The sequence below is a fragment of the Collinsella sp. LCP19S3_D3 genome (assembly GCF_052121455.1).
Classification (GTDB): domain Bacteria; phylum Actinomycetota; class Coriobacteriia; order Coriobacteriales; family Coriobacteriaceae; genus Collinsella.
The window spans coordinates 35416-49154 of sequence record NZ_JBQKEF010000006.1 but is presented as its reverse complement, the minus strand read 5'-3'; the positions used below and the strand labels follow the sequence as shown (position 1 = coordinate 49154).

The following is a 13739-nucleotide window of genomic DNA, read 5'->3' as shown; positions in this document are numbered from 1 at the left end:
TCGGGGTGAAGCCTTGGCCCCACCCCGGACCGACTAACTTGAGAGGTCCGCGTATAGGACCTAGGCTCTATGAGAGGGATTAATCCCCTTCACGGCCGAGCGCGTGGTTGACGGCGTCCGCAACCTCCTGGACCTTCATGCCCACGACGACCTGGATATTGTTGGGACCACCCTCGACGATACCGCTGTTCTGCACCTTGTTGAGAGTGTCCTTGTCGACAAGGCCCATGTCGTTGACGTCAACGCGCAAGCGAGTGAAGCAGTTCATGACGCGCTTGATGTTGGCGGGACCGCCAAAGCCCTCGATAAGCGTCTGGACATCCTCCGCAGAGACGGCCGAGGACTGCTCACCAGAGCCGATCTCGCCCGAGACATCGCTGCCAAAATCGTCCTCGCGGCCCGGCGTGACGAGGTTGAGCTTGAGAATCAGGAAGCGGAAGACAACGAACCACACGAGGATTGCAATTGCGCCGACAGGAATGATTACAAACCAGTGGGAGAGGTCCGCAGGAAGGGCGATCAGGCCGGGAACCGTCTCGATGAAGCCGGTAAGCAGCGCGCGCCACCCGGTTGCGAACAGGATGCACTGGAACAGGCCGTCGAGCGCTGCGTTGACCACAAAGAGAATCGGCGAGGCCCAGAGATACATGAACTCGAACGGCTCGGTGATACCGGCAAGGATAGCCACAAGGGCGGCCGGAACGAGCATGGCGCGAACCTGCGAACGGTGCTCGGGCTTGGCCACGCTGATAAAGGCGAGGACCGTGCCGATGGTGCCAAACCACTTGCCAAAACCGAGCAGGCTGAACCTGATGGAGGGATCCATGGCGGTGATAGATGCGGTGTTGCCAAGCTCGGCCATAAAGATGTTGTAAGAGCCAGAGACAGCCTCGCCGGCGATCTGAGCGGTGCCGCCCACGGCGGAGTACATAAAGGGCATCCAGAGCAGGTGGTGCATACCTGTGGGGATCAGGAGCTTGTTGAGGAAACCGTAGACCCACTGACCGGCGTAACTGGCGGAATACATGAAGCTCTGCAGGCTGTTGATCCAGCCATTGACGACCGGCCACACATAGCACATCGCAACGCCGAGCACGATCGCAATCACGAGCGTGATGAGAAAGACAAAGCGGGTGCCGCCATAGGTGCTGATGACCTCGGGGAATTTGACATCGCAGAACTTGTTAAACGCCCAGCCGTTGATGCAGCCCAGAATAATGCCGATAAACACGCCCATATCGACCACCTGCACGCCAAGGACCATGCCTTGGCCGGTACCATAGAGGCCGTTGGTGGCATCCACCAGCATGTTGTTCTGGGTGAGCCAGAAATTGTTGGCAAACAGGAAAATCAGGAACGTCGACGCCGCAATCACGGCCGCATCGCCCTTCTTCTTATTGGCCAAGGCGCACGTGAGGCCGATGCAAAAGATCAGACCGAGGTTTCCCACGACGCCCGAGTTGACGCAATTGTACAGAAGCTGACCGAGAACGTTGAGCGGGGCGGGCATACCGTCCATTTTGAGAATGACGCTGAAGGCGAGCAGGATGCCGGCAACAGCGAGAAACATGACCGGCTTGATGATTGCGCCCGAGAAGCGCTTCATCGCTCCTTGGATATCGATTTTCACCATATCCTCCCTAAATATGATTTGAATCAACCGATATTTGCAAAGGCTTAAACCTTTGCCACTGCAGCTGCCATTTAGAATACGGGCGCGCACTTCTCGTTTTAACGCCAGGTCGATCTCGTGTATTTGTCCCAGCTATCTCGACCTTTGTCCCACTTTTAAGCCGGCCGTGGGCGCAAAACGCCCGCTCGCCCCGCAACCGCGGTGTCGACGGCCGCGAGAGTCGATTCATCCAGGCCCCGCCGGGCACCAAGGCCAAGACGGAGGCAATTTTTGCTATCCGAAGATTTTTATTTGCCAAACCCCAAACTTCATGTACAATGAATCCCGCATTTAACGGAGAGTTGTCCGAGTGGCCGAAGGAGCACGATTGGAAATCGTGTAGGCGTCAAAAGCGTCTCCAGGGTTCAAATCCCTGACTCTCCGCCAGTTAATTCCAAAGCAGGCCTTTGTGCCTGCTTTGTTTTTACCCCACGCGGAGGGGTGGCAGAGTGGTTGAATGCGGCGGTCTCGAAAACCGTTTGGCCTGTATAAGGTCACGAGGGTTCGAATCCCTCCTCCTCCGCCATTTTGGTTGAGAAAGCTCCCAACAAAGGGAGCTTTTTTGTTTTGAATCCCTTACAGACAAATACGGCGGCGGAGGAGGGGTTCGAACCGGCCGGGGCATTCAACACCAACCCAGATCTCCAAACATGTACATCACCCTCCAAAGATGTCAAAAAATGTCGTTTTTGGATGCTGATGTACATGTTTGGAACCTGTGACCGCGCCCAGTTCCGACCGTTTACCGAGCAATGGGGTCACGACCTCCCACAACCATGTACTATGTACGGGCATTTTCCAATCCAACTACCCAAAGGAACCCACCTTGCCCGTCATCGCCACTGTAATCGTTACCGCACACGCCTCGGATGCCATGGTTGCCATCCCGTTTTGGCTCGAGATGTTCGCTGTCGTCGCGGCGTCGATTTCGGGTGTACTGGTTGCGCGCGAGCACAAACTCGATCTGGTAGGCGCCGTCGCGCTCGCCGTGGTCTGCGGTCTGGGCGGCGGTCTTTTGCGCGATATGACGCTCCAGGTGGGCAACGTCTACATCCTTAACCAGCCCATGGCGCTGCCGCTGTCCATCGCCACGGCGGCCATCATCTACATCTTCCCTGCCATCGTCGACAAGCCCGACAAGCTCATCCCCCTGCTCGACATCATCTCGGTGGGTATTTATGCGGCAACCGGCGCAGATAAGGCGCTCGTGTACGGATTTGCACCGGTCGTGTGCATCATGATGGGCTTTTTTACCGCGGTAGGCGGCGGCATGCTGCGCGATGGTTTTATGGGCGTGGTGCCGGGTATTTTCCAGCGCACCAACTTCTATGCCATCGCGGCTATCGCTGGATCGGCAAGCTATGTTTGCCTTGTCATGAGCGGCTTGGTCAGCAATGTCGTCGCGCTGGTCGTTTGCGTCGCAGTGACCATGGGCCTGCGCTGGCTCTCGCTGCGCTTTGACATCAAAAGCCCCACCGAGGACGATATCGCGCGTTTCCTACATCGTAAAAAATAGATAGCACGGCCCGGCCCATCGCAAGGTGACAGCCTATCTACAACCGGCCGCAGGCCCGATATCCCACGACGCCTTACGTAGGCAATTGCCCATGCAGAATACTGCAACCGCGAGTTTCTTTTAGAGCGAAGGCGCAATGGGTACCATATTGGGCGTATGCAAATCACCAAGCAAAGGATTCACCATGCCTCACAACCAACCCGCGGCGGCACAACGTCACAACATGCGCGGACACCTCATTATGGCCTTCGCGCTTATCGCGCTGGCGTTTACCGCGCTGCCTTCCATGGCATTCGCCGGCACCGACACCGCGGGCAATGTTTTCGTGTCCAACGGGGATTCCAGTCCATCCGGCGTCGGGGGCGATCTGTACTGGGCCGGTCAAATCCTTAGCCTGGACGACGCGTCCATCGACCGCGATATCATCGCCGCCGGCGAAAGCCTGTCGATTCGCGACTGCACCGTAGGCGGCGCCGTTCGCCTGGCGGCGCGCACCATCGATATCGCCAAGACCACCATTGATGGAAGCGTGACAGTTGCCGCTCAGCACGTCGTACTTAACTCCGGCAGTACCGCCAATTGCTTCTATGCCGCAGGTGAGACGGTTGCCCTGCGCGGCTCCGCCAAGTCGGCAGTGCTCGCGGGCAGTACGGTAACCATCGACGGCACTGTCGATGGCGATGTTGAGGTCTGGGCCGACAAGCTGGTGCTCGGCAAAAACGCCAACATCACCGGCACCGTAAACGCTCATGTCTCACAGGACCCCGAACGCGCCGACGGCGCCAAAGTGGGAGCCCTCAAGATCGACCGCACCGAGAACGAGGATACCTCCACCATCAACGACGTCATCGGCGGCATCGTTGCCGCAGCTCTTTCCACCTGCTTTGTCGCGATTCTCCTTGAGCTCGTCTTTCCGCGTGCGACAGCCAGCGCGGCCGGCATGCTTCACCAGCACCCCGCCCCGCTGTGGGTGAGCGGTCTTTTGGGCACGGTAGCCGCCGCTCCCGCCATCTTGCTGCTCATCATCTCGATTGCCGGCCTGTCGCTCGCCGGAGCCCTGATGTGCGGCGTCATCGGCATCGCCCTGGTCTCTGCGGCCTTTGCGGGCACCGCGGTCGCACGCATGGTCGGGCACAGCCAGAACCGCTACGCCATGGCCGCCGTGGGCGGCGCCATCGCCGGCGCCCTTACAGCACTTCCCCTTATGGGCAACTTTATCAGCGGCGTAGCCTTCGTCTTTATGCTGGGTTATCTCATTCAGATCATCTGGCGCAGCGCCCACGTCAAACCGCAACAGGCCCCCAACACCCCGGGCCTTCCCTCCGCCTAACCGCCAACCACCGCAAAGGTGCCCTTCCTCTTTGTGGTGGTACAAAAAGGGCGCCGGCCGCGATGGTCGACGCCCTTTCTTGTGAATGCTACAGAGCTCAGCGCTTATTTGTTGACCTGACCGGCGCGAACGGCAGCCTTCTTGCGATCGGTGGCGTTGAGCAGACGCTTGCGCAGACGGATGTTCTTGGGGGTGATCTCCACCAGTTCGTCATCGGCGATGTACTCCAGCGCCTCCTCCAGCGAGAAGGTGCGAGGCGGCACCAGCTGCACGGAGATATCGGAGGTCGAGGAACGCTGGTTGCCCAGGTTCTTGGTACGGGCGATGTTGACGACCATGTCGCCGGCCTTGCTGCGCTCGCCCACGATCATGCCCTCGTAGCACTCGACACCCGGCTCAACAAACAGCTGGCCGCGCTCCTGCAGCGTGCCCAGAGCGTAGGCAACGGCCTTCTCGGTGGTCATGGAGATCATGGCGCCGTTCTGACGGTTGCCGATCTCGCCGGCGTAAGGACCGTACTCCAGGAAGGTGTGATAGAACACGCCCTCGCCGTGAGTGACGTTCATGATGCGGTTCTTAAGGCCCATGATGCCGCGGGTCGGGATCTTAAACTCAAGGTGCGTCACGATGCCCGAGGTGTCCATGCTGGTCATAATGCCGCCAGAGGTGCCAAAGACCTCGACGACCTTGCCCGAGTACTCGTCCGGGCACTCGACGACGGCCTGCTCGACTGGCTCCATCTTGTTGCCGTTCTCATCCTTCTTAAACAGAACGCGGGGACGGCCGACCTGGAACTCAAAGCCCTCGCGACGCATGGACTCCATCAGGACGGACAGGTGCAGAATGCCGCGGCCCGAGACCTCGACGCCGCTCTTGTCCTCGAGCTCCTCAATCTTCATGGTCACATTGTTCTCGGCCTCATTGAACAGGCGCTCCTTGAGCTGACGGGCGCCCACAATATCGCCATCGCGGCCGACGAGCGGAGAGGTCGAAGCCTCGAAGACGATGGACAGGGTCGGCGGATCGATCTCGATAGGCTCGAGCTCGACGGGGTTCTCGGGATCGGTGTAGACATCGCCGATGTCGGTGCGCTCGATACCCACGACGGCGGCAATGTCGCCGGCGCCGACTTCCTGGCACTCGGTGCGGCCCAGGTAGTCGAAGGTAAAGAGCTGCTTGACGGTAGCGGTGGCGCTGGAACCGTCGTTCTTGACGACCAGGATCTGATCGCCCTGGCGAATGGTGCCGGAGTACACACGGCCAATGCCGATGCGGCCGACAAAGTTGGAGTGGTCGATGGTCACGCACTGCATAGCGAGCGGCGCGGTCTCGTCAACCTCGGGCGCGGGCATGTCGTCGATGATCATGTCGAGCAGCGGGTACATGTCCATGTTGCCGTCGTTGGGGTCAAGGCGGGCAAAGCCATTCATGGCGCTGGCATAGACCACGTGCTCCATGGCAAACTCGAGCTGGTCGTCGGTGGCGCCCAGGTCGGCCATAAGGTCCAGACAGTCGTTATAGGCCTTCTCGGGGTTGGCGCCCGGACGGTCGATCTTGTTGATGACGATCATGATCTTAAGGCCGGTGTCGATGGCGTGACGTAGGACAAAGCGGGTCTGGGGCATGGGGCCCTCAAAGGCGTCGACCAGCAGCAGGGCGCCGTCGGCCATGCGCAGCACGCGCTCGACCTCACCGCCAAAGTCGGCGTGGCCCGGGGTGTCGATGACGTTGATCTTAACGTCCTTGTACTCGATAGAGATGTTCTTGGCGAGAATCGTGATGCCGCGCTCGCGCTCCTGGTCGTTGGAGTCCAGGACGCGATCCTCGACCTGCTGGTTGGCACGGAAGGCGTCCGTGGCACGCAGGAGCTTGTCAACCATCGTCGTCTTACCGTGGTCGACGTGGGCGATAATGGCGATGTTCCTCAGATTGTCTACGCGCATGTAGTTCCCCTATCTTCTATCTATATACAAACGGCACGCGTATGCGACCCGTCCAGCAACACAACGCTCGGCGGGAATATTGAGCCTTTTACCGAAAACTCGTTTATTTTAGCGATTCTAGATGAGAGGGGTTTCCTCACCTGCAGGTTCAGGGTCGCTCCACATAAAACCATCGCCGGCGCCCATGCCCTCGTACAGCACATATGCCGAAAAACCGCTCTCGAGCGTGGTCTCGAAGAAGCTAACGAGCAAAGCGTCGTGATATCCACCCTCGATCTCCACACAGCCGGTGTAGCCGATGGCATAGCGGGCGATGCGGCCCAGGCCTTCGTCCTTGAGACCCATCTTGTGCTCGGAGATAAAGTTGGTGGCAGCCTCTAGGCATGCCTCCTCACCGTCCTCGTCGAGAGCCGCAAGATAGCGGTTGGAGGCGGCATCCTCGATCGCCACGACAACGCCCGGGTTTTCACCGGCGGCAAGGTCATCCAAAAACGCACCGATCAGATCGCACACCATGGCGTCGAGCTCGGCGGAGACGTTACCGGCGTCCTGCATATCCTGTGCCATCTTTTGACCTTCCCATCGCATTCGGCGTCGTTATAACTCCTGTGCCTCGGCCGCGATTCTGGCGGCAGCGTCACGGGCGCGAACCATATCCGCCGCGCGCTTGTCGAGCACCTTGATCTGGTTGGTCAGCATTACCGCATCGACCACGCCCCAGATCACCAGGCCCGTCGAAATCGAAAACCCAAGCGCACCAACTGTACCACGAAGCCGCGACAAGATTACCGCGGCAAGCGCGGAGACAACAACCATCTTGATATAGGAGTCACGGCGCTCGCGAAGGGTGCGAGCCTGCGTCACATACGCAATGCGCGCGGCCTCAAATGCCTCGACGCGCATATGGGCCTCACGCGCGATAGCGGCTGCTTCGGTCGACACACTGGTACCCATCAGCGCTCGCCGTGCATCGTGCTCAACCGACATTTAGAAATCATCGGGCGAGAGCGTGTGGACAAACTCGTCAAACTTCTCGAACTCACTCTCGTCGTCAACCTCGTCGGCAAGCGGGGAAACGGTGCCCAAGCGATTCATGATGTCGTCCTCCACAAACATGGGGGCATTGCTGCGCACGGCAAGGGCGATAGCGTCGCTCGGTCGTGCGTCAAGCATATGCTCGCCCCTATCGGTGTGCACGACGACCGTCGCGTAGAACACCGGCGGCTCGGCGCGCACGATCTCGATACGCTCGATCTTTGCTCCCACCACTTCGATGGTATCGAGCAAAAGATCGTGGGTGATGGGGCGATCGGTGCGGCCGGTATCGATACCGCGGCTGATGGCCGCTGCCTCGTAGGAACCGGTCTGGATGGAAAGAGAGCGCAGCGGCGCGGACGAATCCGACTTACGGCAACGCTCGCGCAAGACGATCAGCGATGGCACGGGACCGGCGGCCATGACGATGGTCTCTATGTCGACACGAACCATGGAACACCTCCGGTACGTTGTGATTGGCATGCGCGGCAGCTCCGCCGCATTGAATAGCTATACTACCCAATCTTTCGCCCAGCACACAAAATCAAAGTAGTTAATTTGGGACGGGGCTTTTTTAGCTACCCAGCGGCAGGTCTAGAAACTGAGGCTGCGCAGAACAGGGTAGCTAAAAAAGCCCCGTCCCAAATTAACTGCTCCAACGGGTAAGAAAAAAGCCCCGAGGCATTGCCCCAGGGCTCTTAACGTTTTGATGGTGGACCTGACAAGATTCGAACTTGTGACCTCCCGGTTATCAGCCGGACGCTCTAACCAACTGAGCTACAGGTCCATCATGGTGGAGGTTAGGGGGATCGAACCCCTGACCTCAGGCTTGCAAAGCCCGCGCTCTCCCAGCTGAGCTAAACCCCCACGGAGACAGTAATAAACACCCCAGCGGCGACTCGGCTCTCGCTGGGGTGTTTATTGCGAAAGAAAGTGGTGGACCTGACAAGATTCGAACTTGTGACCTCCCGGTTATCAGCCGGACGCTCTAACCAACTGAGCTACAGGTCCATCGCGCAAGGGATATATTAGACGAGTCGTTACGCACGCGTCAACAACTTTTTTGAAAATCTTTAAAGGGTGTCGGCCCCGGCTGCCCGGCGGCATGCGAAGTCGCCTGCTCGGACAGTCCTGCTCGCACGGAGAGCACATTAAGTGCTCTCCGGCTCATGCGGAACTCGCGATCGACTTCGCATGCCGCCGGGCAGCCGGGGCCGACGTGGGGTTCAAAGATTGTCAAAAAAGCGGTCGGCGCACTGCGCGCCGACCGCCGATATATGGGGTCTGATGATTTTTACCAGCTAGGGCCTCTTACTCGTCTAGGAGATCCTCTGGTATGTCGTTGCCGTCGCTTGGGTCGACTGGGGCCTCTTCGGTGACGTCTGCGGTCTCGGCACTTTCGACCTCGGGCTTCTCTTCGGCGGCCGTCATGCGGGCAACGGCGCACACGCGGTCGTCATCGCTTACGGTCATCATCTTGACACCCTGCGTGGTTCGACCGGTCTGGCTGATCTCGTCGGTCTTGACGCGAATGACCGTCGCGCCCTCCGTCACGATAAACAGCTCATGCTGCGGGCCGACCGCCTTCATGGCCGCAAGGTTGCCCTTGCGCTCGGTCATTTGGATGGTGTAGACACCCTGGCCGCCGCGGTTTTGCTCCGGATAATCCGAGACCGGCGTGCGCTTGCCGTAGCCGCACTCGGTAATGACAAACAGGTCGCCCTCGCCGTTGGTGACCTCCATGCCCAGGACACTCACGCCGTCCTTCATGCCAATGCCGCGGACACCGCTGGTGTCGCGGCCGGTAGCGCGAACCTGGTCCTCGGGGAACATGATCGCCTTGCCCGCAGTGGTGGCCATGATAATCTTGTCGCCCTCGCGTACTCGGCGCACGGCGAGCAGCGCGTCGTCGTCCCTCAGGTTGATGGCGATTAGGCCATCGCGGCGGCTGCGATCATAGGCGCTCATCACGGTCTTCTTGACCATGCCGTTCTTGGTGGCAAACATCAGGTACTCATCGGCGGGGAACTTACGACAGCTAATGACGCTCGCGATCTTCTCGCCTTCCTCAAAGGGAAGCAGGTTGACGATTGCGGTGCCACGCGCCTGGCGCGTACCAACCGGCAGCTCGTGCACCTTCAGACGGTAGACCTTGCCCTTGCTCGAGAAGAACAGCACATACTCGTGGGTGGACGCGATAAACATCTCGTCGATAACGTCGTCCTCTTTAAGGTTGACGCCCGACACGCCCTTGCCGCCGCGCTTCTGGGCGCGGTAAGCGGCCACCGGGATACGCTTCACATAGCCGGTGTGGGTGATGGTCACGACCATGTCCTCGTCGGCGATGAGGTCCTCGACGTCCAGATCCTTCTCGACCTGGCTGATCTCGGTACGGCGCTTGTCGCCAAACTTCTTGGAGATCTCGCGCATCTCTTCCTTGATGACGCCCAGAATCTTCTCCTCGTGCGTCAGCAGGTCCTCGTAGTAGGCGATAGCACGGCGCAGGCCGTCCAGCTCTTCCTGGATCTTGTCGCGCTCCAGGCCGGTCAGGCGACGCAGCTTCATCTCGAGGATGGCCGTGGTCTGCTCGGGCGTAAAGCCAAAACGCTCGATCAGGCGGCTGCTGGCCTCGGAATCGGTTTGCGAGGAGCGAATGATGCTAATGACCTCGTCGATATGGTCGAGGGCCATAAGGTAGCCCTCAAGGATATGTGCACGGGCCTGGGCCTTTTTAAGGTCAAAGTGGGTGCGGCGGGTGACTACGTCAACCTGGTGGTCGATGTAGTGCTGCAGCATCTCGCGCAGGCTCAGGCATTTAGGAACGCCATTGACGAGCGCCAGATTGTTGGCACCAAAGGTGGTCTGCAGCGAGGTGTACTTATACAGGTTGTTAAGTACGACCTGCGGGATAACGCCCTTCTTGAGCTCAATGACCAGACGGATGCCCTTTTGGTTGGACTCGTCGCGCATGTCCGAGATGCCCTCGATGCGCTTGTCGTTTACGAGCTGGGCGATCTTCTCCTGCAGGGTGCCCTTGTTGACCATGTAGGGAATCTCGGTAAAGACCAGGCGGCTGCGGCCGGTCTTGGTGGACTCCACATGGGCCTTGGCACGCACGGTGATGGAACCGCGGCCGGTCTCGTAGCTCTGCCTAATGCCGGCGCTACCCATGATGATGGCACCGGTGGGAAAGTCCGGGCCGGGCATAATCTGCATGAGCTCGTCGACGGTGGCGTCGGGGTTGTCGATCAGGTAGCAGGTGGCCTCGATCGCCTCGGTGAGATTATGCGGGGCGATATTGGTGGCCATGCCTACAGCGATGCCTTGGCTGCCGTTAACCAGCAGGTTGGGGAAGCGTGCGGGCAGTACCACGGGCTCGGCGAGCGACTCGTCGTAGTTGGGCTGCCAGTCGACGGTATCCTTCTGCAGGTCGCGGAGCAGCTCCATGGCGGGCTTTGCCAGACGGCTCTCGGTGTAACGCATAGCTGCGGCACCGTCGCCGTCGATGTTGCCAAAGTTGCCATGGCCGTCGATAAGCGGCGTGCGCATGGAGAACCACTGCGCCAGACGAACCATGGTCTCATAGACCGCGAAGTCGCCGTGGGGGTGGTACTTACCGATAACTTCGCCGACCGTCCAGGCCGACTTCTTGTGCGGGCGGTTGGGGTAGATGCCGCTCTCGTTCATGGCGTACAGGATGCGGCGGTGCACCGGCTTTAAGCCGTCGCGCACGTCCGGCAGGGCGCGTGCCGTAATGACCGACATCGAGTACTCGATAAACGACTGCTTCATCTCGCGGCCAAACTCCGAAATCTGGAGCTGGCCGCCGTTGATGTCCTCGCCGGCCGAGGCACCGCGATCGACCGCGCCAAAGCTCTCCTCGAGCTCGGCGTCGTCATCCTCTTCCTCTTCATCCTCGACATCGGGGTTGTAGGAATCCGGATCGCCGTCCTCGCCCTGCTCGGCGCGGGCGAGCAGGCGCTTCAGATCATCGGGCATACCGGCGTCGCCGGCCTCGTCCATACCCTCGTTGTTGTTGATATCGTCTGCCACGTTACCTCCTCATGGTTTGCGTGGTCCATTAGTTCCCTACCACGGAGACGGCTTTTCCAGGTGCCGCAGATTCGCCCGAAAGAGGAGGGAAGCGTACTTGGATACGCAACCGACGATTGAGGGCGAAGGTGCGGTGGCTGGGAAAGCCGAACAGGTTAGGCATCTAAGAAGCGTGCGTCATGCGCATGCTTTTCAATGTACTCGCGGCGATAGCCCACCTCGGAACCCATGAGCTCGCGTACGGCACGGTCCGCCACCACGGCATCCTCGATCGTCACGCGCTGCAAAATGCGGGTCTTGGGGTCCATCGTCGTCGAGGCAAGCTGCTTGGGGTCCATCTCACCCAGGCCCTTGTAGCGCTGGACGGTATAGCCCTTGCGCTTCTTGGTGATCTTGCCATCCTTGGCCTTGCCGTCCTCGTCGTTGTCGTCGGGGTTCAGGCCCAGGCTCTGAATGGTGTCGCGCAGAATCTCGTCTTCGGGCTGTCGGCCGTTGGGATACACGTAGTGGATCTTGTTGCGCACCTTAATGCCAAAGATGGGCGGGCAGGCAACATAGACATAGCCGGCATCGATCAGCGGGCGCATGTACTTGTAGAAGAACGTCAGCAGCAGGATGCGGATATGCGCACCGTCGACGTCTGCATCGGTCATGATGATGATCTTGTGGTAGCGCGCCTTGGTGATATCGAAGTCGCCGCCGTCGCCGGCGCTCGTCGTGACGCCGCAACCGATCGCGGTGATCAGCGACTGGATGGTGTCGCTCGAGAACGCACGATGGTCACCCACGCGCTCGACGTTCAGAATCTTGCCGCGCAGGGGCAGAATCGCCTGGATGTCTCGGCGGCGGCCGTCCTTGGCCGAACCGCCTGCCGAGTCTCCCTCTACGATGAAGAGCTCGGTCAGCTCGGCATCGCGCACCGAGCAGTCGGCGAGTTTGCCGGGCAGCGACGCCGTCTCGAGCAGGCTCTTGCGACGGGTCGCCTCGCGCGCCTTGCGGGCGGCGCAGCGGGCCTTGCAGGCCTGCTGCGCCTTCTTGACGATCTCGCGGGCGGGCTTGGGGTGCTCCTCGAGGTAGTCGGCAAGACCGTCGGCCACGATCTTGAGCGTAAGCGCGCGCATGTAGGAACTACCGAGCTTGGCCTTGGTCTGGCCCTCAAACTGCGGATCGGGCAGCTTGACCGAGATGACGGCCGAGAGACCCTCGCGCACGTCGTCACCGCTCAGGTTGGCCTCTTTCTCCTTAAGCAGGTTCTGCTTGCGGGCGTAATCGTTAATCACGCGGGTGAGGGCGGTGCGGAAGCCCTCAAGGTGCATGCCGCCCTCGGGGGTGTAGATGTCGTTGGCAAACGACATGACGTTCTCGCCATAACCGGCGTTCCACTGCAGGGACACCTCGACCTCGCCCATCTTGGCCACGGGCGCATCCGGGTCCGATTTGCCCTCAATGTAGATGGGCTCCTTAAAGGCCTCGGGGACGTCCTTGCCGTCGTTGAGGAACTTGACGAAGTCGATGATGCCGCCCTCGTAGCAAAACTCCTCCACGCGGGGAGCCGCCTCACGCTCGTCAGTCAACACGATCTTGAGGTTCTTGTTGAGAAACGCCGTCTCTTGCAGACGATTGTGCAGTGTATCGAAATCGTAGACGCAGGTCTCGAAGATCTCGTCGTCGGGCCAGAAGGAGACGGTGGTGCCCGTCGAATCCGAGGTGCCCACGACCTCCATCTTCTTGACGGTCTTGCCGCGCGAGAATTCCATCTCGTAGATATTGCCGTCGCGGCGCACCTGTACGACCACGCGCTTGGACAGGGCGTTGACAACGGAGATGCCCACGCCGTGCAGACCGCCGGAAACCTTATAGGCCGAGTTATCGAACTTACCGCCGGCGTGAAGGATCGTCATGACGACCTCGAGCGTCGGAATCTTTTTGACAGGGTGCTCGTCGACGGGGATGCCGCGCCCGTTATCGACGACCGTAATGGAGTTGTCGGCGTGGACCGTCACCTGAATCTCGGTGCAGAAACCGGCCATGGCCTCGTCGACGGAGTTGTCAACGATCTCCCACACCAGGTGGTGCAGACCGCTGGCGCTCGTCGAGCCGATATACATGCCCGGGCGCTTACGGACGGCTTCGAGACCCTCGAGGATCTTAATTTCGCCGCCATCGTAATCGTTTTCGTTTGCCACACGT

The 13739-nt window shown here is 59.9% G+C and carries 9 protein-coding genes and 5 tRNA genes; 4 read left to right on the top strand and 10 right to left on the bottom strand.

The window, feature by feature from the left end:
* Positions 1-79: 79 nt before the first annotated feature.
* The gene (locus ACTQXM_RS03800) at positions 80-1633 is read right to left on the bottom strand and encodes a PTS transporter subunit EIIC (protein ID WP_441063254.1); all 1554 of its coding nucleotides are present in this window, start codon (positions 1631-1633) and stop codon (positions 80-82) included.
* Positions 1634-1968: 335 nt separating this feature from the next.
* Between ACTQXM_RS03800 and ACTQXM_RS03795 the strand changes: the two genes are divergently transcribed.
* The 4 genes from ACTQXM_RS03795 (at position 1969) to ACTQXM_RS03780 (ending at position 4518) form a co-directional block, all read left to right on the top strand.
* A tRNA-Ser gene (locus ACTQXM_RS03795) sits at positions 1969-2059 on the top strand.
* A 48-nt stretch (positions 2060-2107) separates the two neighbouring features.
* Positions 2108-2198, top strand: a tRNA-Ser gene (locus ACTQXM_RS03790).
* Between the two features lie 300 nt (positions 2199-2498).
* Positions 2499-3188 (top strand): trimeric intracellular cation channel family protein, encoded by a 690-nt coding sequence (locus ACTQXM_RS03785; protein WP_229770653.1) that lies wholly within the window; start codon positions 2499-2501, stop codon positions 3186-3188.
* A 184-nt stretch (positions 3189-3372) separates the two neighbouring features.
* Entirely contained in the window at positions 3373-4518 is a 1146-nt protein-coding gene (locus tag ACTQXM_RS03780) for a polymer-forming cytoskeletal protein (RefSeq protein ID WP_441537044.1), read from the top strand.
* A gap of 104 nt (positions 4519-4622) precedes the next feature.
* Here the strand turns inward: ACTQXM_RS03780 and typA are convergent, their stop codons facing one another.
* The 9 genes from typA to gyrB form a co-directional block, all read right to left on the bottom strand.
* Entirely contained in the window at positions 4623-6461 is a 1839-nt protein-coding gene (gene typA / locus ACTQXM_RS03775) for a translational GTPase TypA (protein ID WP_154516764.1), read from the bottom strand.
* A gap of 117 nt (positions 6462-6578) precedes the next feature.
* On the bottom strand, positions 6579-7028 hold the full coding sequence (locus ACTQXM_RS03770; protein WP_154516767.1) for a hypothetical protein: 450 nt from the start codon (positions 7026-7028) through the stop codon (positions 6579-6581).
* Positions 7029-7058: 30 nt separating this feature from the next.
* The gene (locus ACTQXM_RS03765; RefSeq protein ID WP_441537043.1) at positions 7059-7448 is read right to left on the bottom strand and encodes a hypothetical protein; all 390 of its coding nucleotides are present in this window, start codon (positions 7446-7448) and stop codon (positions 7059-7061) included.
* Positions 7449-7949, bottom strand: coding sequence for a bifunctional nuclease family protein (locus tag ACTQXM_RS03760; RefSeq protein WP_441042203.1), 501 nt, complete (start codon positions 7947-7949; stop codon positions 7449-7451).
* Between the two features lie 257 nt (positions 7950-8206).
* A tRNA-Ile gene (locus ACTQXM_RS03755) sits at positions 8207-8283 on the bottom strand.
* A 4-nt stretch (positions 8284-8287) separates the two neighbouring features.
* Positions 8288-8363, bottom strand: a tRNA-Ala gene (locus ACTQXM_RS03750).
* Positions 8364-8430: 67 nt separating this feature from the next.
* Positions 8431-8507 (bottom strand) — tRNA-Ile (locus ACTQXM_RS03745).
* A gap of 300 nt (positions 8508-8807) precedes the next feature.
* The gene (gyrA, locus tag ACTQXM_RS03740) at positions 8808-11519 is read right to left on the bottom strand and encodes a DNA gyrase subunit A (RefSeq protein ID WP_441537071.1); all 2712 of its coding nucleotides are present in this window, start codon (positions 11517-11519) and stop codon (positions 8808-8810) included.
* 185 nt (positions 11520-11704) lie between these two features.
* Positions 11705-13735: a DNA topoisomerase (ATP-hydrolyzing) subunit B gene (gene gyrB / locus ACTQXM_RS03735; RefSeq protein ID WP_441537042.1), complete on the bottom strand. Its 2031-nt coding sequence runs from the start codon at positions 13733-13735 to the stop codon at positions 11705-11707.
* Positions 13736-13739 lie beyond the last annotated feature (4 nt).

What these genes read in the sequence shown, in the direction of transcription:
- ACTQXM_RS03800 (WP_441063254.1), bottom strand. Translation starts at nt 1,633, where the DNA reads ATGGTGAAAATCGATATCCAAGGAGCGATGAAGCGCTTCTCGGGCGCA.
- ACTQXM_RS03780 (WP_441537044.1), top strand. Translation starts at nt 3,373, where the DNA reads ATGCCTCACAACCAACCCGCGGCGGCACAACGTCACAACATGCGCGGA.
- typA (WP_154516764.1), bottom strand. Translation starts at nt 6,461, where the DNA reads ATGCGCGTAGACAATCTGAGGAACATCGCCATTATCGCCCACGTCGAC.
- ACTQXM_RS03770 (WP_154516767.1), bottom strand. Translation starts at nt 7,028, where the DNA reads ATGGCACAGGATATGCAGGACGCCGGTAACGTCTCCGCCGAGCTCGAC.
- ACTQXM_RS03765 (WP_441537043.1), bottom strand. Translation starts at nt 7,448, where the DNA reads ATGTCGGTTGAGCACGATGCACGGCGAGCGCTGATGGGTACCAGTGTG.
- ACTQXM_RS03760 (WP_441042203.1), bottom strand. Translation starts at nt 7,949, where the DNA reads ATGGTTCGTGTCGACATAGAGACCATCGTCATGGCCGCCGGTCCCGTG.
- gyrA (WP_441537071.1), bottom strand. Translation starts at nt 11,519, where the DNA reads ATGGACGAGGCCGGCGACGCCGGTATGCCCGATGATCTGAAGCGCCTG.